Source organism: Haemophilus sp. C1, assembly GCF_001276515.1.
Lineage (GTDB): Bacteria > Pseudomonadota > Gammaproteobacteria > Enterobacterales > Pasteurellaceae > Haemophilus.
The window spans coordinates 95,686-115,161 of sequence record NZ_LDVZ01000003.1; the positions used below are offsets into that span (position 1 = coordinate 95,686).

The window sequence follows — 19,476 nt, forward strand, 5'->3', positions numbered from 1 at the left end:
TCCTCGCCATATAATGAACAAGGCTGACAACCAAAATTCAACATATAGGAGGATTATCATGGTAAGTAAAACCAGTAACGATTTAAGTCTATCACACACAAAATGGAACAGTAAGTATCACATTGTATTTATCCCGAAGTACAGAAGAAAAGCAATTTATGGAAAGTTAAGAGCAGATATAGGTCAAATATTGAGGCAGTTATGTGACTATAAAAATGTGGAGATAATAGAAGCGCATGCAATGCTAGACCATATCCATATGCTCTTAAAGGTTCTACATAAAAACCGCACGTTTTACGTGCGGATTGTTATTTTATAATAGGTTATTCTTCAGAACTGCTTTCTTCCAAAGAATCTTCTTCATCTGCATCACAAACACGTTCTAAACTGACTACATGTTCATCATCTGCAGTACGAATTAAACGAACACCTTGAGTGTTACGACCAACGATGCTCACTTCGCTTACGCGTGTGCGAACAAGAGTTCCTGCATCAGTGATCAACATAATTTGGTCTGTTTCTTCTACTTGAGTTGCAGCAACCACTTTACCGTTACGCTCGCTTACTTTAATGGAGATTACGCCTTTTGTATTACGTGATTTAGTTGGGTATTCACTTAATTGTGTGCGTTTTCCATAGCCGTTTTGCGTTGCGGTTAAAATGGCACCTTCGCCTTTTGGCACAACTAGAGAAACCACTTTATCGATATTTAAGTCTAATGCTGTTTCAGTGTTGTCATCAGAAATATCTTCAATTTCTACCGCACTTTCATCATCAGAAATATCGTTTGTTAAAGCTAGTTTGATACCGCGAACCCCTGTTGCTAAACGCCCCATTGCACGCACAGCATTTTCTGCAAAACGTACCACACGACCTTGTGATGAGAACAACATAATTTCGTTGCTACCATCAGTAATATCCACGCCGATTAATTCATCTTCATCACGTAAATTCAATGCGATGATACCGTTTGAACGTGGACGGCTAAATTCGGTTAAGGCGATTTTCTTCACAATACCGCCAGCAGTTGCCATAACTACGAATTTATCTTCTTCGTAAGCAGAAACTGGCAAGATTGCAGTAATACGCTCGTTTTCTTGTAACGGAAGAATATTCACAATTGGACGACCGCGTGCGCCACGGCTTGCTTGCGGAAGTTGATATACTTTTAACCAATATAAACGGCCACGGCTAGAGAAGCAGAGGATCGTATCGTGAGTATTTGCCACCAGTAATTTTTCGATGAAATCTTCTTCTTTCATCTTCGTCGCAGATTTGCCTTTACCGCCTCGACGCTGTGCTTCATAGTCAGTTAGTGGTTGGTATTTCACATAACCTTCGTGAGAAAGCGTCACCACCACGTCTTCTTGTGCGATTAAATCTTCTAAATCAATATCGCCAGATGCGGTGGTAATTTCAGTTAAACGATTATCTCCGAATTGTGTTTTCACTTCTTCTAATTCTTCACGAATCACTTCCATTAAGCGTTCTGCACTACTTAAAATATGAAGAAGATCCGCAATTTTAACTAATAATTCTTCATATTCTTTTACAACTTCTTCAAAGGCAATGCCAGTTAAACGGTGTAAGCGAAGTTCTAGAATTGCGTTTACTTGCGCTGGCGATAAGTAATATTGTTCGCCTTGAATACCAAGATTTTCTTCTAAATCATCGGGACGCGCAGAAACATCAAGCAGATTAATAATATCGCTATGTAACGTCCAAGAGCGTGAACTGATTGCTGTTGCAGCTTCTTCACGGTTTTTAGAGTTGCGAATAATCGCAATCATTTCATCGATATTAGAACGAGCAACCGCTAAACCTTCCAAAATGTGCGTACGTTCACGCGCTTTGCGAAGCTCAAAGATAGAACGACGTGTAACCACTTCACGGCGGTGTAAAACGAAGGATTCAATGATTTCTTTAAGATTAAATAAACGTGGCTGACCGTGATCCAATGCCACCATATTGATACCAAAGGTCACTTGCATTTGAGTAAGTGAGTAAAGATGGTTTAATACCACTTCCCCTACTGCATCACGTTTAATATCAATTTCAATACGGATCCCTTCTTTGTTTGAAAGGTCAGTAATATTGCTGATGCCTTCGATTTTTTTCTCGCGAATTAATTCGGCGATTTTCTCGACTAATTTTGCTTTATTTACTTGGTATGGCAATTCAGACACGATAATTTGCTCGCGTCCTTTTTCGTTGGTTTCTACCGTTGCACGAGCGCGAACATACACTTTACCACGACCAGTGCGATAGGCTTCTTCAATTCCTTTACGACCATTAATTAATGCAGCAGTCGGGAAGTCAGGCCCTGGAATATGTTGCATTAATTCATCAATGGTAATTTCATTGTTGTCGATATAAGCCAAACAACCATTTAATATTTCATTTAAGTTGTGTGGAGGAATGTTAGTTGCCATCCCCACCGCAATACCTGAAGAACCATTTGCTAAAAGTGCTGGAATACGAGTCGGCAATACATCTGGAATCATTAATTCGCCATCATAGTTTGGCGAGAAATTGACGGTTTCTTTATCCAAATCCGTGAGTAATGCTTGCGTAATTTTTTGCATACGTACTTCGGTATAACGCATTGCAGCTGGCGCATCACCATCAATTGAACCAAAGTTACCTTGCCCATCAACCAACATATAGCGAAGTGAGAATGGTTGCGCCATACGAACGATTGTATCGTACACAGCGGAATCGCCGTGAGGATGATATTTACCGATTACATCCCCCACAACACGCGCTGATTTTACGTATTTTTTATTGGCGGTATTGCCTTCGCGATCCATTGAGAACAACACGCGGCGATGAACTGGTTTTAAACCATCTCGAACGTCAGGTAATGCACGCCCAACGATAACCGACATCGCATAGTCAAGGTAGGAAGATTTGAGTTCTTCTTCGATATTGACAGGGGTAATAGATGATTGGATTGAATCCGTCATTGGTATTCCTTTTTTGATCAAAAATTGTGGCGGATTATAGCATAAAGGTATGTTTTTTACATTAGGATTTCGCCTAATGGCGACTTACTTTCTTTTGCTTGTACAAAAGAAAGTAAGCAAAGAAAAGTACCCCCAGTTAAATCGCTGATCTTTGCTTTGTTTCAATTTTCTTTACGGCAATTTTCTAAACTCGCAACTACGTTGCTCAAACAGACGAAAATTGCCTAAAAATTGAAAGTCGCAAAGGCGATTTATATAGGGCTCGAGTTTATCGGAGGATCATTTAAAAAGTGCGGTTGGTTTTAGGGAGGTTTTTATAGGTCGTTTTATTTGTAGGTAGAATTAAATGGGTTCCCTTCTTTTCCGCCTTTGTTTCATAGAATTTGTAGGAAATTTTCGTCTGTTTGAGCCGTTTGCGGCGAGTTCAGAAAATTTCCGTTAAGCAAATTGTATGAAACAAAGGAAATAAGGAAAAGCAGGGGCGCTTTTCTTTTGCCTACTTTTCTTTGGCGAAGCAAAGAAAAGTAGGTCGTACTTTCAAGAATTGAAAGTACGAAATAAGCCTAATTTATTTTTGATGTGTTTGCTTCGCTTTCTGCAACTTCCCATAAGCCTCTAGCAACGCCTGATGCTCCTTAAAGTTTTCCAAATTTTCATCACTTGCTGGAAGATTGTAGAACGGATTGCCATCTTCAGAGACAGCAGCCCAAGCTTGTTTAACCGCATCTTTACCATACATTTTCTCAAACACTGCACGATATTGTGCTGGGTCGCGATTTTGATCTAAATGTAATTCAATGATGGAAATTAATGCACGGTAATAATTCACACGTTCTACAGTAAATACAGAACTATTCATATTCAGCGTCCAGTTTGCCCAATCTAATGCCTGTTCTAATTCGCCTAATGCAAGATGGAGCATTGATTTTAATTCGCCCACGCGTAAGGTTGTCCAGCCGCTATTTTTAGGAGCAACGATACCGATAAATTCACGCACGCGAGTTGCATCGTCAATATCTTGTCCGTCTAATTCTTCTAATAATTCTTGATAGGTTTCCGCATCGTGATGCCAGTTTGGTAAATCGAGTAAAATTTCGCGCCAGTCCATGCCCATATTGTTGTTGGCGTAAATTAAATCGTCTGCAGGATAAATATCAGACATACCTGGCACAATAATACGGCACGCATAGACATCTAAATGGTTGTAATCCATTACGTAAACTTCTTTTTCATCCGCACGGAAAATTGCCATTAAATTATTGTATTCTTCCTGCGTTGTACCACTGAAATCCCAATCAGCAAATTCATAATCTGGTGTTTGTTTAAATAAATCCCAAGAAATTAAACCGCTAGAATCAATAAAGTGGGTTTCTAAATTAGCGTGTTCAGCCACATCATCATTATTGAAAGATGGCGGAGAGAAAACATCCAAATCTTTCAAGCTACGACCTTGTAAAAGTTCAGTCACCGTACGTTCTAATGCTACTTGGAAATTTGGATGTGCACCGAAAGAGGCAAAGCACGTACCGTTATTTGGATTTAATAATACGACGCAAATAACAGGGTATTTTCCGCCAAGTGAAGCATCAAACGCATAAATAGGGAAACCTTCTTCCTCTAATTTTGCAATGGAAGCCTTAATAGATGGATAGCGATCCATCACCGATTTTGGAATTTCTGGCAGACTAATTGCTTCAGCGATAATTTTGTTTTTCACATAACGCTCAAAGACTTCTGACAAGCCTTGCACGCGTGCTTCAAATTTTGTATTGCCCGCAGACATCCCATTTGAGACATAAAGGTTGGCAATAATACTTTGTGGAATGTAAACGGTTTGTTCGTCCGATTGACGAATATAAGGCATAGCAACGATCCCACGATCATAATTGCCAGATTGTAAATCGACTAATAATTCAGGCGTAAGCTCGGCATTAGGATCAAAATAATCCAATAAATAATCATCTAAAATGCCATTAGGCAGTAAAGCATCATCTTCAATCGGGAACCATTTTTCATTGGGGTAATGTACAAAATCGCTGTTTGCAATCTTTTGCCCTAAATAGAAATCAGCAAAAAAATAGTTGGTGGAAAGACGTTCAAAATATTCGCCAAGAGCGGAGGCTAACGCCGCTTTTTTGCTAGCCCCTTTACCATTAGAAAAACACTGTGGGCAGTCTTTATCGCGAATATGCACAGACCACACATTTGGCACCGGATTCAACCAAGATGCTTCTTCAATATTAAAACCAAGTGCGGTCAATTTTTGCTGAAATTTTGCAATACTATCTTCCAATGCGGCATCTTTGCCAGGGATAAAAGTTTGTTCTGTCATTTTTGTTCCTAAATGAGAAAAAAGTGCGGTGAATAATAGGGGAGTTTTAATGGCTGGGCAAGATTTTTTCGGCAAAAATGAACCCCGAAAAATGTCGGGGTTTTCTACCGCACTTTTCTTAGAATTGATAGCGCATATTTGAGAAGAATAGACGACCTTCTTCTGGATAACCGGCTTGATAGTAGTAGTTTTTATCAAAGATATTTGACACACCCGCTTCTAAGCTAAGTTGTTTGGTGATGTTATAAATCACTTTAGCATTTGTGTTACCAAAACCTGAAAGTTTTACCGTTTTAGCATCATCTAAATAATAGCGACCGTGTTCCGCTTCTTGACTGATATAAAACGCAATACTTGGTACAATTCTCCAATCTACATAAGCAAAGAATTTGTGTTTTGGAACATCTGTGACGATAAGATGTTTCGTTTTATTTTTTGCTTGAGTGTAGGTGTAGTTTGCACCAAGAGTTAAATTATCAGTAGCAAAAATGGACGCGGCAAGTTCAGCACCTCTAAAGATTTCTTTACCAACATTTTGCTCTTGGCTGACGCTATGAGTAATTGCCACTGTATCAATCGCATCTTTCACTTCAGAATAGAATAATGCACCATCTAATCTTAACCAATCACCAAAAGTACGCATATAACTGGCTTCATTCATAATGGTAAGCTGTTTCAGGGCTTAAGAATGGATTGGGTTCTGTTTTACCAAAACGACGAGAATAACGTTCTTTCATTGTGGCAAAGCGAGTTTTTTTCGCGAAGCTAAGTGAAAACTCGTCATTTTTATCAAAGTTATGTACGAGTTTAACTTGATAATTAAGTGCCTGTTTATTGCCAATATCAAAAGGACAAATTGCGTTATTTTTGCCTGTTTTCGTACATTTTTTTTCATACTGTTCTGCACGATTAGATTGGCGATAGTCGTAGCTTACGCCTGTGACCAATTTTGTTTGATCAGTAAAAGCATAAGCATTTTCTAAGCCAAAACTATAAGTGCGGTCTTTATCAACTTCAACCGGATCATTGTTGTTATGCGCACGGTGAACATCATATTTCACAATGGCAGAAAATTTTAAGCTATCTTTTGTCGTTAAATCACCGCCTAAGTCAAAACCCGCGCCATAGGAATAGTCTCGGTAAAAACTATTGAAAGCATATTTTTTAGTCTGTTTGGTGAATGTTTCATCATCAAAAGAGCGTAAATCATTTTTGAATGAATCGTAGAAGACTTTTGTATTCAAATAGAGATTGTGTGCATCAAATTCAGTATGGGATAGGAAATACATACTATCTTTATCCCATATCGGCCAACGCCAGTATCTTCCTGAACCATCTTTACCTGAATAAAGCGGTGACTGCTTATTCCCTTTTTGCGTAGAAAGTACCAAGGCATATTCATCAGATTTGTTTGGCGTAAAGGCCATTTTTAGGCTTAGTTTTTTATCTCGTTGAATAGAGTTTTCAGCTCTGCCGCCGTCATCGCCTTTTGGATTAATTTGTTGATAATGACGAGAGAGTTGAGCACCTTGTTTTTCAAGGAATGAGCCACTTAATTGTGCGTAGAACAATTCTTGTTTAGTGCCTAAGTTAAAATAAGTTTGGTTTGTTCCCGTATTGCCACTTTTACCATGGGAAAAACCATATCCAATAGCGCCTTCCAATTCTTTTGTTGGTTTTTGAGTGATAAGGTTTACTGCACCACCTAAGGTATTGGCGCCATATAATACGGAGCTTGCGCCTTTGGAAATATCAATACGAGATAAGTCAAAAGTTGTAAAACGACCAATATCCATATTGCCATCATAGGGGACATAAACTGGGATACCATCAATAAAGACTGGTACTCGTCGCGCATTAAAACCACGTACGAGTAAATTGTGTTCGTTACGCCCGCCACTACGTTCTAAAAAAACACCCGGAGTGGATTTTGCAACATCCGAAACACGAATTTGATTGTTTCTTTGTAAATCAGATTGCTCGATTCTGCTGGTACTTAGGTCGGTGCTGTTTTCACCAATTACTTCAATTTGACCAAGAGTGAAAACATTATCTGCATAGGCAGGTAAACACGCCAAACCAATGGCGGTGCAAAGTAAGGTTTTTTTCATATTAAGATCCTTCTTTGATTAGGGTTACAGTAACGTTGGATTGAACCGCACTTTCAATGCAATCGTAATTGCGGCGAAAATTTTTTCATCGTTGAGAGGAAAGTTTTCGCGTAAAGTGCGGTGGGAATCAGTTATGTTTATTTGAGCTTGTGATAATTCATTTAATAAAATCGGGAGAGAAAGATTAAGTTGCTCGGCGATTTGTTGAATAGAGAAATGCTCGAAAGTCATCATCAAGCGATCTAAATTGCAGTAAGAGGGCATGCGATTATGTGTGATAAGATCGGCAAATTGAGTGTTGATTTTTACCCATTTCTTCTTACGGCTATAAAAATGCAGTAACAAACCAAATACGGTAAATCCAGCAAAGAAAAGATGAATGTCTAAGGCTTGACTAAAAGGAAATCCTAGCCACATTGAAATGCCACTTGCAACAACGAAAAGTAAACTTAAGGCTAGTCCCCACACTAAGAAAAATTTATAAATCACTTCAAATTTCATTGAATTATCCTTTATCTACGGAATAAATCTATATAATAAAATATATAACGTTAAATATTATAGAACTATTTTGCCTATTTTTGCTACGTTATATTTAAATAAATATAGCGATGTTGTAAAATTAGCCATTATTTCTCATTTTTAAGGAGCTAAAATGAAAAAAATGTTCACGATTTTCACCGCACTTTTTGCTTTGCAAGTGAGTGCTCAAGATTTAACTTACCAAGCAGGCAGCTTGCCTGAACCAGCCAAAATTGAAAAAGTATTAAGCGCGGGGAACCCGAGTGATGTGTTGTTACTTGCTGTTGCACCTGAAAAATTAGCAGGCTTTGCTGGCTTTAAAATGGAATCAAAAGCAGGTGCGTTGTTTGATGGTGAGATTAAAAAATTACCCACACTCGGTAAAATTGCGGGAAAAGGCAGCACGCTTTCTGCAGAAAAAATCGTTGCGTTAAAACCTGACTTGATTATTGATGTGGGGAATATTGCGCCGAATTATAAAGATCAAGCTGACCGCACTTTTGCTCAAACTCAAGTGCCTTATTTGTTGTTAGATGGCAGATTAAGTGAAACGCCTGCTTTGTTACGTAAATTAGGTAAGTTGCTTGGTAACGAAAAACAAGCTGAAGCACAAGCCAAATATGCGGAAGAAACCCTTAAACAAGCACTCTATTTTGCTAAACAACATCATAAAACTGCCTATTTAGCGCGTAATGCGGATGGTTTGCAAACCGGTCAAAAAGGTTCGATTCATACGGAAGCAATGGAATTGATTGGCTTGGAAAACGTCGCAGAGGGAGATCAAAAAGGCTTAACTCAAGTTTCAATGGAACAACTTTTATTGTGGAATCCTCAAATGATTTTCACCCAATATGATGAGTTTTATAAAGCGCTTGAAAACAATCCGCAATGGAAAGAATTAAGTGCGGTGAAAAATCAGCAAGTTTTCTTTGTGCCGCATACACCATTTGGTTGGATTGATTCACCACCAAGTTTAAACCGTTTATTAGGCGTGCGTTGGTTACAACATATGTTGAGTGGTAGGGCGAATGCTGACTTTGTGCCTGAAATTCAACGTTTTTATAAATTGTTCTATCACATTGACTTAAGCAATGAACAAGCACTTAAGTTGTTTCAAGTAAAATGATGAGCTCGACTTTTCTTTTACGTTCGCCTCGTTTGTTTTTTATCTTGTTAGTTGGATTGTTGTTTGGCAGTATTTTACTTGCTTTGAATGTGGGAAAATACCCGCTTTCCCCTAGCCAACTTTGGGAGACAATAAGCTGTTCGTTTAGCGGGCAATATGAAGGAAACACGGAACAAACAGTATTGTGGCAAATTCGTTTGCCACGTATTTTTGCCGCTTGTTTTGTCGGGGCTGCGCTTGCTTGTGCGGGCGCAACTTATCAAGGTATGTTTAAAAATCCGCTTGTTTCGCCAGATATTTTGGGTGTTTCAGCGGGCGCAGGTTTTGGGGCAAGTTTGGCAATTTTTTATAATTTGCCAATGATTTATATCCAACTCTTTGCTTTTAGCGGTGGTATTTTAGCTGTGTTATGTGTATCGCTCATTGCCTCGCGTAGTCGTACACAAGATCCTATTTTGGTGTTAGTACTTTCTGGGATTGCAATTGGTTCTTTACTTGGCGCAGGCATTTCTTTGTTAAAAATTCTTGCGGATCCTTTCACTCAATTACCTTCAATCACTTTTTGGCTACTTGGTAGCCTGACGGCTATTAATCAACAAGATTTAATTCAACTGATCCCGATGTTGTTGCTAGGGATTGTTCCCATTTTTTTATTGCGTTGGCGGTTAAATTTACTGTCTCTTGATGAAGATGACGCACAAACGCTAGGTGTACCAATTAAACGTACTCGCTGGATTTTAATTGTGTTCACCACACTTTGTACGGCAAGTGCGGTGGCAATGACAGGAATTATCGGCTGGGTTGGTTTGTTGGTACCGCACATCGCACGCTTGTTGGTGGGGGCAAATTTTATTCGTTTATTGCCGACATCCTTATTGCTTGGTGCGTCTTTTTTATTGCTTACTGATACGCTGGCTCGCACGATTGCGCCGATTGAACTGCCACTCGGTATTTTGACTTCTGCGTGTGGTGCACCATTTTTCCTTTATTTATTAGTGCGAGGGCAAAAATAATGTTACTCGAAACACAAAATCTTGCCATTGGCTATGAAGGAAAAACGCTTGTTCAACGTATCCGATTTACCCTAGAGGAAAATCAAATTTGTTGTTTACTTGGTGCAAATGGCGCAGGCAAAAGTACGTTTTTGAAAACCTTATTAGGGTTACAGCCACCAATTAACGGTGAGATTTTTTGGCAAGGAAAATCACTTTCTCATTATTCACCAACAGAATTGGCTCGTCATATTGCTTATGTGCCACAAGCACATTCTCATTTATTTCCTTTTTTAGTGCAGGATATGGTGATGATGGGAAGAAGTGCTTTTTTGAAGTGGTATCAAACTCCGAAAAAATCTGATTTGGATTTGGCATTAATGGCGTTGCAAGAGTTAGAAATTGCTCATCTTGCGCAGCGTTATTATCATCAATTAAGTGGTGGTGAAAAACAGCTTGTGTTGATTGCCCGCGCGATCGCTCAACAAGCCAAACTTTTAATTATGGATGAGCCGACTTCCAGCCTTGATTTTGGTAATCAAATTCGAGTGTTAGAAAAAATAAAACAACTGCAAAAGCAAAATATTGCGCTTATTATTAGCACGCATAATCCACAACAAGCGGCATTTTTAGGGGATAATATTGTTTTGCTTGATCAACAATTTGGCTTTCAACAAGGCGATAAAAAACATTTATTAACCTTAGAAAACTTGGCGAAAATTTACCGCACTTCGCCCGAACTTTTACATCAACATTTGAATAACTACATTGAAAAATCACTATGACTATTTACGACATCAATTTTGCTGAACTGTATCAACAACACTTAATCGCTTGTAATCATTACAACTTACCTCCGACAAAATGGGATAAAAAAGCCGTGAAAATGGCAGAAAATTTGGTCGGCAAGCCTTCAGCATATAATCAGCAATTATTGCAAGCTATGAATGTGCAAACCGATGAAACTGTGTTGGATATTGGCTGTGGCCCCGGTACCTTTGCTGTGCCACTCGCACAACAAGGCTCAACCGTATATGCCTTAGATTATAGCAATGGAATGTTAGATTGCTTGGCGCAGTTCAAACAGAAATTTGGTTTGCATCATCTCACGACATTTCATAAATCTTGGGCGGATAATTGGGATGATGTACCACAAGCTGATGTGGTGTTGGCATCTCGTTCGACATTGGTGGATGATTTGGACGATATGATCGAAAAACTCTGTGCCAAAGCGAAAAAACGTGTGTTTTTGACTTCTGTCACACAACGTCATTTTTTAGATGATGGCGTATTTGAGGCGATTGGCCGTGAGGATATTGGTTTCCCGACTTATATTTATTTACTCAATCGGTTGTATCAAAAAGGCATTCAGGCAAATTTGAATTTTATTGAAACAGAATCAGGTTGTTTTCAAGGTGAAAGCTACGAGGATTTATTAGCTTCGGTGGAATTTTCTTTAGGCGAACTTTCCGAAAAAGAAAAACAGGGTTTAAAAGCCTTTTACGATCATAAACAAGCCAACAACGAACCAATTTCTCACGGACAGAAAAAATGGGCGTTGATTTGGTGGAATGTGGAACGCATCTAATGTTTTAAGCGGAATCAATTTATTTTTCTATCACTAATTAAAAGGACGATTATGTTATTTGCTTTGCCTGCGCTGAATGATAACTACATTTGGCTTTATCAACGAGAAAATCTGCCTCTTATTATTGTCGATTTGCCTGAAACGGACAAGCTGTTTGCATGGCTAGATAAGCAAAACGCAACGGTTGAAGCGGTGTTGCTTACTCACGAACATGATGATCATACACAAGGTGTGTCGGCATTTAAAAAACGTTATCCAACGGTGCCGATTTATGGGTCGCAAGAATGTGAGAAAAAAGGAGCAACTCAAATTGTGAACGAAGGGAAGATCCTTACCACACATTATCAAATTGATGTAATTCCGACTGGTGGACACACTAAACAGCATGTTAGTTTTTTAGTAGATAATCATTTATTTTGTGGTGATGCGTTATTTTCTGCAGGTTGCGGACGTGTTTTCACCGGTAATTATGCGCAGATGTTTGAAGGTTTACAGCGTTTGAATGCATTGCCTGACGAGACGATTGTTTGCCCTGCTCACGAATATACCTTGGGAAATTTAGCGTTTGCGGAAACGGTGCTGGTGGATAAAAGTGCGATAGAAAAAAGTGCGGTAGAAAAACAACGTATTTTTGTTGAAACACAACGGGCTGAAAATAAACCTAGTTTGCCGACGACATTAAAACTAGAGCGAGAAATTAATCCGTTTTTACAAGCAAAAACACTTGAGGAATTTACCGCACTTCGCAAAGCCAAAGATATTTTCTAATATTGGGTGAGGACAAAGTGCGGTGATTTTTTTATTAGTGGGTTATTTCTTTCTCGCTAACATAGTGGCAAATTTCATTTTAATGCGATTGCCGTTTTCATCGGTTTTGTGTAATTCGCCCATATTTTCGTTATATTCTAAGAATTCCCAATCTTTGTAATAGTCTTTCAATTCGTTTTCAGCAAAAGTGAATGAGAACGGAAGTGGGCAAGGCACATCATCTGTGGACATCGCCGCAACGATTAAGTTATATCCGCCAACATTGGTGTGTTCTTGCATATTTTTAATGATTGACGGCACACGTTCACGATTTAAGAACATAAACACTACCGTTGAAACAATAAAATCATAGTTTTCTTGAATGTTGGCAGAGTTAATGTCGTAAAGTGCGGTAGAAATATTAAGGTTTTCTTTCTCTTTGGTTTCATTTAAAAAGGCAATGCTGTTTTCATTGTGATCCCAAGAGGTTACATCATAGCCTAATAAACTTAAATAAAGTGAATTACGCCCTTGGCCGCAACCTAAATCTAATACTTTACAAGGCGAGATAATTTTTGCTGCATCCACTACATCACCGTGAGTGGCAGTCATGTTGTATTTTTTACTGAAATAATCTTCTTTTTTGCAATAGAAACCTAGGGTACATTCTAAATCATCAGAAAGCGCTTCAACACGATGCCATGCTTGAGGTTCAACAAAAGGAATCTCGCTTTCTGGCGTAAAAATATGCTCAGCAACAATATCGCCATTTTCGGTTAGCTCATAAAATTTGAGCTTACCTTTTAATACGGTTAATTTCCCCCAAGTACCGACTTTTGTATTGTGCTTTTCTTGGAACATTTGTGGCAATTTGTCTTTTGTCCACACTGGCATTTGTTTATAGCAAATTAATTCGTTTTTCATAATATTCTCCAAACAGATAAATAGTTGAGTGTTATAGTAGGTTATAAGCCACCTATTTTCAACTAGAAAATAAAAGGGCAACGTAATGTTGCCCTCATTTAGATTGAATTGATTATTTTACTTGCATGCCCGCAGTGACACCGCTATCAGCGGATAACAAGAATAAATCACTACCACCTGTTCCTGCAGATAGAATCATTCCCTCAGATACACCGAATTTCATTTTACGTGGTGCAAGGTTTGCCACTATAATCACAAAACGACCTTCTAATTCTTCAGGCTTATTGTAAGCTGCTTTAATGCCAGAGAAAACTTGACGAGTATGATCGCCAAGATCTAATTCAAAACGTAAAAGTTTATTGGATTCTGGCACTGCTTCGCATTTCAATACTTTTGCTACACGCATATCAAGTTTAGCGAAATCATCAATGGTGATGGTTTCAGCAATAGGTTCAACGGCAGAAAGTGCGGTTGATTTTGCTTCTGTTTTTTCTGCTGCTTTATTGGCTGCTGCAAATAAGGCTTTGGTTTCTTCTACAACGGCATCAATTTGTTTTTTCTCTAAACGAGAGAACAGGGCTTTAAACGGCGCAAGAGTATGGCCAAGCAATGGTTGATGAATATTATCCCAACGTAATTCAGCTTGTAAGAAGGCTTCTGCACGTTCAGCCAGTTTTGGAAGAACAGGTTTTAAGTAAGACATCAACACGCGGAAAAGCTCAATTCCCATTGAACATACGGCTTGTAATTCTGCCTCTTTGCCTTCTTCTTTTGCAATCACCCAAGGGGCTTTTTCATCAATGTATTTATTGGCTTTATCCGTTAATGCCATAATTTCACGAATGGCTTTATTGTATTCACGGCTTTCGTAATAAGCAGCGATTTGCTCGGCTTGGGCAGTAAATTCTGCAAATAATGTTTCATCTTCCAGTTTATTTGCAAGTTTGCCTTCAAAGCGTTTCGCAATAAAGCCTGCATTGCGTGAAGCTAAATTCACTAATTTGTTTACAATATCCGTATTGACACGTTGTACGAAATCCTCAAGATTAAAGTCTAAATCTTCAATGCGATCATTTAATTTTGCCGCATAGTAATAACGCAAACATTCAGGATCGATATGATTCAAATAAGTGCTGGCTTGAATGAAAGTCCCACGAGATTTTGACATCTTCGCCCCATCCACTGTGACATAGCCATGAGTGAATACATTAGTCGGTTTACGATAGCCACTGCCTTCAAGCATTGCTGGCCAGAATAGACTGTGGAAATAAACGATGTCTTTACCGATGAAATGATAAAGTTCTGCATCGCTGCCTTCCGCCCAAAATTCATTGAAATCAATGCCTTCACGATTGCATAGATTTTTGAATGACGCCATATAGCCGATTGGTGCATCTAACCAAACATAGAAGAATTTATCTTTTGCGCCCGGAATTTCAAAACCAAAATAAGGCGCATCGCGTGAAATATCCCATTGTTGTAAACCACTCTCAAACCATTCTTGCATTTTGTTCGCAATTTCAGATTGAAGTGAGCCAGAACGAGTCCATTCTTTTAACATCCCTTCAAATGCAGGTAAGTCAAAGAAAAAGTGTTCAGATTCTTTTACCACAGGTGTTGCACCAGAAACCGCTGAACGAGGATTAATTAAATCCATTGGGCTATAAGTAGAAGCACACACTTCGCAGTTATCGCCATATTGATCTTCTGCTTTACATTTCGGGCAAGTGCCTTTCACAAAACGATCAGGCAAGAACATATTTTTTTCAGGGTCGAATAACTGAGAAATAACTTTACTCTTAATAAAACCATTGGCTTTGAGTTTATTGTAAATTTCTGCGGTGAGCTGTTTGTTTTCTTCGCTGTGAGTGGAATGGTAGTTATCAAAGCTAATATTGAAACCTGCAAAATCACGCACGTGATCGGCTTTTGCTTTAGCAATTAATTCTTCAGGTGTAATGCCAAGTTTATCAGCATTCAACATAATCGGCGTACCGTGCGCATCGTCCGCACAAACAAAATGGATTTTATTGCCACGCATACGTTGAAAACGCACCCAAATATCCGCTTGGATATGTTCTAACATATGACCTAAATGAATTGCCCCATTGGCATAAGGCAAGGCGCAAGTGACTAAAATTTTACGGGGTTGAGTTGTCATTTATTATTCTCTTTTTAGCATACAAAAATTGTGCTTATCTTACTTTAAATAGGGGATTTTTTCTAGTTTGAAAAACTTTAACTTAACATACCGCACTTTCCGTGATTAAATATGCCCGACAAATTTACTCTACTAAACAGGAAGTTATTATGGCAACCTACTTTTCTGATAATTTGACTGCCGAGCAACAACATCAAGTTCAGCAGATTATCCAACAATTTCAGCATCCAACCCTGCAAAAGGATCTGATTGCGCTTAATACTTTGAAAAAAGTGGAAAAGGGCGGTGATACTTTACGCATTGAATTGAAATTACCTTTTGCATGGAATTCTGGTGCAGAACAGTTAAAACAAGCGGTTTCAGATGCGTTGTTGAAAGCAACAGATTGTAAATCAATTAAATGGGCGGTGACTTATCAAATCGCCACACTTAAACGTGCAAATAATCAACCTGCTGTAAAAGGTGTGAAAAATATTATTGCGGTGAGTTCTGGTAAAGGCGGTGTAGGGAAATCATCAGTTTCCGTTAATCTCGCTTTAGCATTACAAGCACAAGGCGCACGTGTTGGAATTTTAGATGCGGATATTTATGGCCCTTCTATTCCACATATGTTAGGCGCAGCGAATCAACGACCAACTTCGCCAGATAATCAACACATCACCCCAATTAAAGCACATGGTTTATCTGCAAATTCCATTGGCTTTTTAATGAATGAAGACAGCGCAACAATTTGGCGCGGTCCGATGGCGAGTAGCGCATTAAGCCAATTATTAAATGAAACCCTATGGGATAGTTTAGATTATCTTGTTATCGATATGCCTCCGGGCACTGGCGATATTCAACTTACCTTATCACAACAAATTCCCGTGACTGGTGCCGTGGTAGTGACAACTCCGCAAGATATTGCTTTGCTTGATGCGGTGAAAGGTATTTCGATGTTTGAGCGAGTATCCGTACCAGTGTTAGGCATTGTGGAAAATATGTCGATGCATATTTGTAGCGAGTGCGGTCACCACGAAGCGATTTTTGGCACAGGCGGTGCAGAGAAAATGGCGGAAAAATACAATGTAAAAGTATTAGCTCAACTTCCTCTGCATATTCGTATCCGTGAAGATTTAGATGCAGGCAACCCAACTGTTGTGCGAGTGCCTGAAAATGAAATTTCACAAGCGTTCTTACAACTTGCAGAAAAAGTCTCTACAGAACTTTACTGGCAAGGTTCCGTAATCCCAAGTGAGATTTTATTTAAAGAAGTGAAATAATAGAAAAAAGATAGGGCTGCATTTGCAGCCCTTAGAATTTATTTTCATCTAATTTACATTGAATATGATGAAATGATCCTTTTATTTGATCATCAATAAATATCAAGTTACACTAGCAGAGTATCATTAAGTGATACATTATTGCCAATAGTTAATTAGTATAAGGAGAGGCTGATTTTTGACTTATTTTTTATTAAAAATAAACTTTTGTCAGCTATATAACGATGAATATGAGATTACAAGTAAAACAGTGGGGAAATAGTAAAGCAATCCGTTTACCTAAGGACTTTACGGATTCTATGAATTTAGATATGGGAGACTTTTTGGAACTAGAAAAAATTAGCGATAATACAATTAAAGTGATTGTTGTGCCTAATAATCCGAAAAAAAGGAAAAGATTAACCTTAGATGAACGCCTTGCAATGACCTCATCAAAACAATTACCCGTCATTCAAGAATGGGATTCACTTGAGCCAACAGGACAGGAAATTTGATGGCTAAACAACAATTTAAAAGAGGTGATATTATCACGGTGTGCTTAAATCCCGTTGTAGGAAATGAATTACAGGGTGAGAAACGTCCTGCATTAGTATTAAGCGATAATAAATTTCATAATTTGGGATTTATGATGATAGCACCGATTACACAAGGAAATGCGGCGCTTGCCAGAGAAAATGGTTTTGCGGTAACGTTAAGTGGAACAGGTTGTAAGACACAAGGTGTTGTTGCATATCAAGCCAGAATAATTGATTTTCGAGGTAGAGATGCGAAAAAAGTTGAATCTGTACCAGATTATGTTTTATTTGAAGTTCAAGACATTGTTGAAGCGATTTTAAGAGATTAGAAAAATTGCCCTAGTTTTTGCTAGGGCAATTTTTATTGTGGATCAATTAAATCGACAAGTTTCATAATAACTTCATCAATTAAATAATCTTCTGCTTTTGTAGCAAATTTTGCTCACCATACTTCTTTTCCCACGGATTTAGATTGAGTGAGTTCAGAGATTGACCTATTCAAACATTCAATTTCTTGACTATCAATATCTGTTAGCAATTCCGTAAGGCTTTTTCGTCCACGAACCTGTCGTTTATCGGAAGAAAGCACTATTTTTTCTCCTTGTGCTTTTAAATTATAGTAAGTATTTATTCTATCCATCTCACCACTTCATCCAACCCTTTACGGGATTTTTTCGCAATATCGCGTGAGCGGTAGCCGAAAGTTGCGGCAACAGAAACCGCATATTCTTGAGGATCGAATAATCCTTCTTTGGCGAGGCATTCATTCATTTTGTCGTAATGAAAACCTTCAATTGGGCAAGAATCAATGCCAAGGGCTGCGGCGCCAGTAAGCATATTGGCAAGGGCGATATAAGTTTGTTTACTGCACCAATCAAATAAAGTGCGGTCGCTTTCGAGCAATTTCATATCTTCTTCTTGCAAGGCTTTGTATTTTGCGAGAGCGGCTTGTTGTTGCTCGGCATTCAAGCCTTTACGCGCCATCACATCCACAAAAAATAGGCTGTCATAACGGGCATTTTTCTTCGCTAAAATCACTACAAGATGACTGCAATTATCAAGCTGATTCATCATTCCCCAGCTAAAAGGTTTCATTTTTTCGCGCAGGGTTTTATTTTGTATCACTAAAAATTTCCAAGGCTCGGAGCCTACAGAACTCGGCGATAATCGACCGCACTCTAAAATACATTCAAAATCTTCATCACTGATTTTTTTTGCGGGATCGTAATAACGTGTTGAGCTGCGTTGATGGAAGAGTTCAAGAACTTGTTCACGAGTAAGTTGAGTCATTTTATTTCCTCTTTTTTAAATAAAAATGTGCTGCCATATTAAAGATTAGTTTTTGCTAAAACAAGGGAAAGATTCTAGAATAGTCAGCACTTTTATCACAGAGGGTGAAAATAATGACAAGAATTGCAATTATTCCTGCGAGAGCAGGTTCTAAAGGAATTAAAGACAAAAATTTACAGCTTGTGGGTGGAGTTTCTTTGGTCGGGCGAGCGATTTTGGCGGCGCAAGAATCGGGCATGTTTGATCAAATTGTGGTGACATCAGACGGTGAAAATATTTTAAAAGAAGCCACAAAATACGGCGCAAAAGCAGTGGCACGCCCTGAAAGTTTGGCGCAAAGTGATACACGCACCATTGATGCTATTTTGCATTGCTTAGAAACACTTAATATTTCACAAGGCACCGCCGCACTTTTGCAGCCAACCAGCCCATTGCGTAATGCCTTAGATATTCGTAATGCGATGGAAATTTTCCTTGGCGGCAAATATAAATCCGTGGTTTCTGCTTGCGAATGTGAGCATCATCCTTATAAATCCTTCACTTTAGAAGGCACCGAAGTTCAGCCTATTCACGAATTAACGGATTTTGAAGCCCCTCGCCAAAAATTACCGAAATCTTATCGTGCAAATGGCGCAATTTATATTAATGACATCGAAAGTCTCTTTGAAGAAAAACGCTTTTTTATTGCGCCAATGCGTTTTTATTTAATGCCAACCTATCGTTCCATTGATATTGATTCCACACTTGATTTGCAATTAGCAGAAAGTTTAATTTCAAAAGAGTTTTAAAAAAATTGGCCGCACTTTGCGGCCTTTGTTTTTTGATACGCATATTTGCTTTTTTCCAATAAAAACTCACCTAAAAATCACCGCTCTTTTGATTACTTCTTGCGCAAAAAAAGCAAACGTTTGCTTTTTATTTTTATGATATTTTAAATGTA

16 protein-coding genes and 2 pseudogenes are annotated in these 19,476 nt (G+C 38.6%); 10 read left to right on the forward strand and 8 right to left on the reverse strand.

Features of this window, described 5'->3' with window-relative positions:
* Positions 1–58 precede the first annotated feature (58 nt).
* Positions 59–274, forward strand: a pseudogene (tnpA, locus tag ABW51_RS02140) (IS200/IS605 family transposase); the annotation flags it as partial.
* Positions 275–323: 49 nt separating this feature from the next.
* Here tnpA and gyrA read toward each other — a convergent pair.
* The 4 genes and pseudogenes from gyrA to ABW51_RS02160 all read right to left on the reverse strand — a co-directional run bounded on the left by gyrA (position 324) and on the right by ABW51_RS02160 (position 7,910).
* Positions 324–2,966: a DNA topoisomerase (ATP-hydrolyzing) subunit A gene (gene gyrA / locus ABW51_RS02145; protein WP_053465372.1), complete on the reverse strand. Its 2,643-nt coding sequence runs from the start codon at positions 2,964–2,966 to the stop codon at positions 324–326.
* A gap of 568 nt (positions 2,967–3,534) precedes the next feature.
* On the reverse strand, positions 3,535–5,298 hold the full coding sequence (ycaO, locus tag ABW51_RS02150) for a 30S ribosomal protein S12 methylthiotransferase accessory factor YcaO (protein WP_053465373.1): 1,764 nt from the start codon (positions 5,296–5,298) through the stop codon (positions 3,535–3,537).
* 118 nt (positions 5,299–5,416) lie between these two features.
* A pseudogene (locus ABW51_RS02155) lies at positions 5,417–7,409 on the reverse strand (TonB-dependent receptor plug domain-containing protein).
* 24 nt (positions 7,410–7,433) lie between these two features.
* Positions 7,434–7,910, reverse strand: a complete 477-nt coding sequence (locus ABW51_RS02160) for a hypothetical protein (protein WP_053465374.1) — start codon at positions 7,908–7,910, stop codon at positions 7,434–7,436.
* A gap of 154 nt (positions 7,911–8,064) precedes the next feature.
* On the opposite strand from ABW51_RS02160, the gene ABW51_RS02165 reads away from it, so the two are divergent.
* The 5 genes from ABW51_RS02165 to gloB are packed head-to-tail and all read left to right on the forward strand — an operon-like array spanning position 8,065 to position 12,405.
* Complete coding sequence (locus ABW51_RS02165) at positions 8,065–9,057, forward strand: iron ABC transporter substrate-binding protein (RefSeq protein WP_053465375.1); 993 nt, start codon at positions 8,065–8,067, stop codon at positions 9,055–9,057.
* Positions 9,057–10,070, forward strand: coding sequence for a FecCD family ABC transporter permease (locus ABW51_RS02170; protein WP_420920775.1), 1,014 nt, complete (start codon positions 9,057–9,059; stop codon positions 10,068–10,070). Before ABW51_RS02165 ends, ABW51_RS02170 begins: the two co-directional genes overlap by 1 nt.
* Positions 10,070–10,834: an ABC transporter ATP-binding protein gene (locus ABW51_RS02175; RefSeq protein ID WP_082318359.1), complete on the forward strand. Its 765-nt coding sequence runs from the start codon at positions 10,070–10,072 to the stop codon at positions 10,832–10,834. Before ABW51_RS02170 ends, ABW51_RS02175 begins: the two co-directional genes overlap by 1 nt.
* A complete protein-coding gene (locus tag ABW51_RS02180; RefSeq protein ID WP_053465377.1) occupies positions 10,831–11,637 on the forward strand; it encodes a methyltransferase domain-containing protein in 807 nt (268 codons plus the stop codon). Before ABW51_RS02175 ends, ABW51_RS02180 begins: the two co-directional genes overlap by 4 nt.
* 51 nt (positions 11,638–11,688) lie before the next feature.
* Entirely contained in the window at positions 11,689–12,405 is a 717-nt protein-coding gene (gene gloB, locus ABW51_RS02185; protein ID WP_053465378.1) for a hydroxyacylglutathione hydrolase, read from the forward strand.
* A 42-nt stretch (positions 12,406–12,447) separates the two neighbouring features.
* Here the strand turns inward: gloB and tehB are convergent, their stop codons facing one another.
* Together tehB and metG are read right to left on the reverse strand one after the other, a co-directional pair.
* Entirely contained in the window at positions 12,448–13,308 is an 861-nt protein-coding gene (gene tehB, locus ABW51_RS02190; RefSeq protein ID WP_053465379.1) for an SAM-dependent methyltransferase TehB, read from the reverse strand.
* A gap of 112 nt (positions 13,309–13,420) precedes the next feature.
* Positions 13,421–15,469 carry a methionine--tRNA ligase gene (gene metG / locus ABW51_RS02195; protein ID WP_053465380.1) on the reverse strand — a complete coding sequence of 683 codons (2,049 nt, stop codon included), beginning with the start codon at positions 15,467–15,469 and terminating at the stop codon, positions 13,421–13,423.
* Positions 15,470–15,618: 149 nt separating this feature from the next.
* Between metG and apbC the strand changes: the two genes are divergently transcribed.
* From apbC to ABW51_RS02210, 3 genes are all read left to right on the forward strand, one after another.
* Positions 15,619–16,731, forward strand: coding sequence for an iron-sulfur cluster carrier protein ApbC (apbC, locus tag ABW51_RS02200; RefSeq protein WP_053465381.1), 1,113 nt, complete (start codon positions 15,619–15,621; stop codon positions 16,729–16,731).
* 224 nt (positions 16,732–16,955) lie between these two features.
* On the forward strand, positions 16,956–17,225 hold the full coding sequence (locus ABW51_RS02205; RefSeq protein WP_053465382.1) for an AbrB/MazE/SpoVT family DNA-binding domain-containing protein: 270 nt from the start codon (positions 16,956–16,958) through the stop codon (positions 17,223–17,225).
* The gene (locus ABW51_RS02210) at positions 17,225–17,575 is read left to right on the forward strand and encodes a type II toxin-antitoxin system PemK/MazF family toxin (RefSeq protein ID WP_053465383.1); all 351 of its coding nucleotides are present in this window, start codon (positions 17,225–17,227) and stop codon (positions 17,573–17,575) included. Before ABW51_RS02205 ends, ABW51_RS02210 begins: the two co-directional genes overlap by 1 nt.
* A 113-nt stretch (positions 17,576–17,688) precedes the next feature.
* Here the strand turns inward: ABW51_RS02210 and ABW51_RS02215 are convergent, their stop codons facing one another.
* Entirely contained in the window at positions 17,689–17,886 is a 198-nt protein-coding gene (locus tag ABW51_RS02215) for a hypothetical protein (protein ID WP_053465384.1), read from the reverse strand.
* Positions 17,874–18,536, reverse strand: a complete 663-nt coding sequence (locus ABW51_RS02220) for an NAD(P)H-dependent oxidoreductase (RefSeq protein WP_053465385.1) — start codon at positions 18,534–18,536, stop codon at positions 17,874–17,876. The genes ABW51_RS02215 and ABW51_RS02220 overlap by 13 nt, the downstream gene beginning before the upstream one ends.
* A 113-nt stretch (positions 18,537–18,649) precedes the next feature.
* On the opposite strand from ABW51_RS02220, the gene ABW51_RS02225 reads away from it, so the two are divergent.
* Positions 18,650–19,324 (forward strand): acylneuraminate cytidylyltransferase family protein, encoded by a 675-nt coding sequence (locus ABW51_RS02225; protein ID WP_005646563.1) that lies wholly within the window; start codon positions 18,650–18,652, stop codon positions 19,322–19,324.
* Positions 19,325–19,476: the final 152 nt, after the last annotated feature.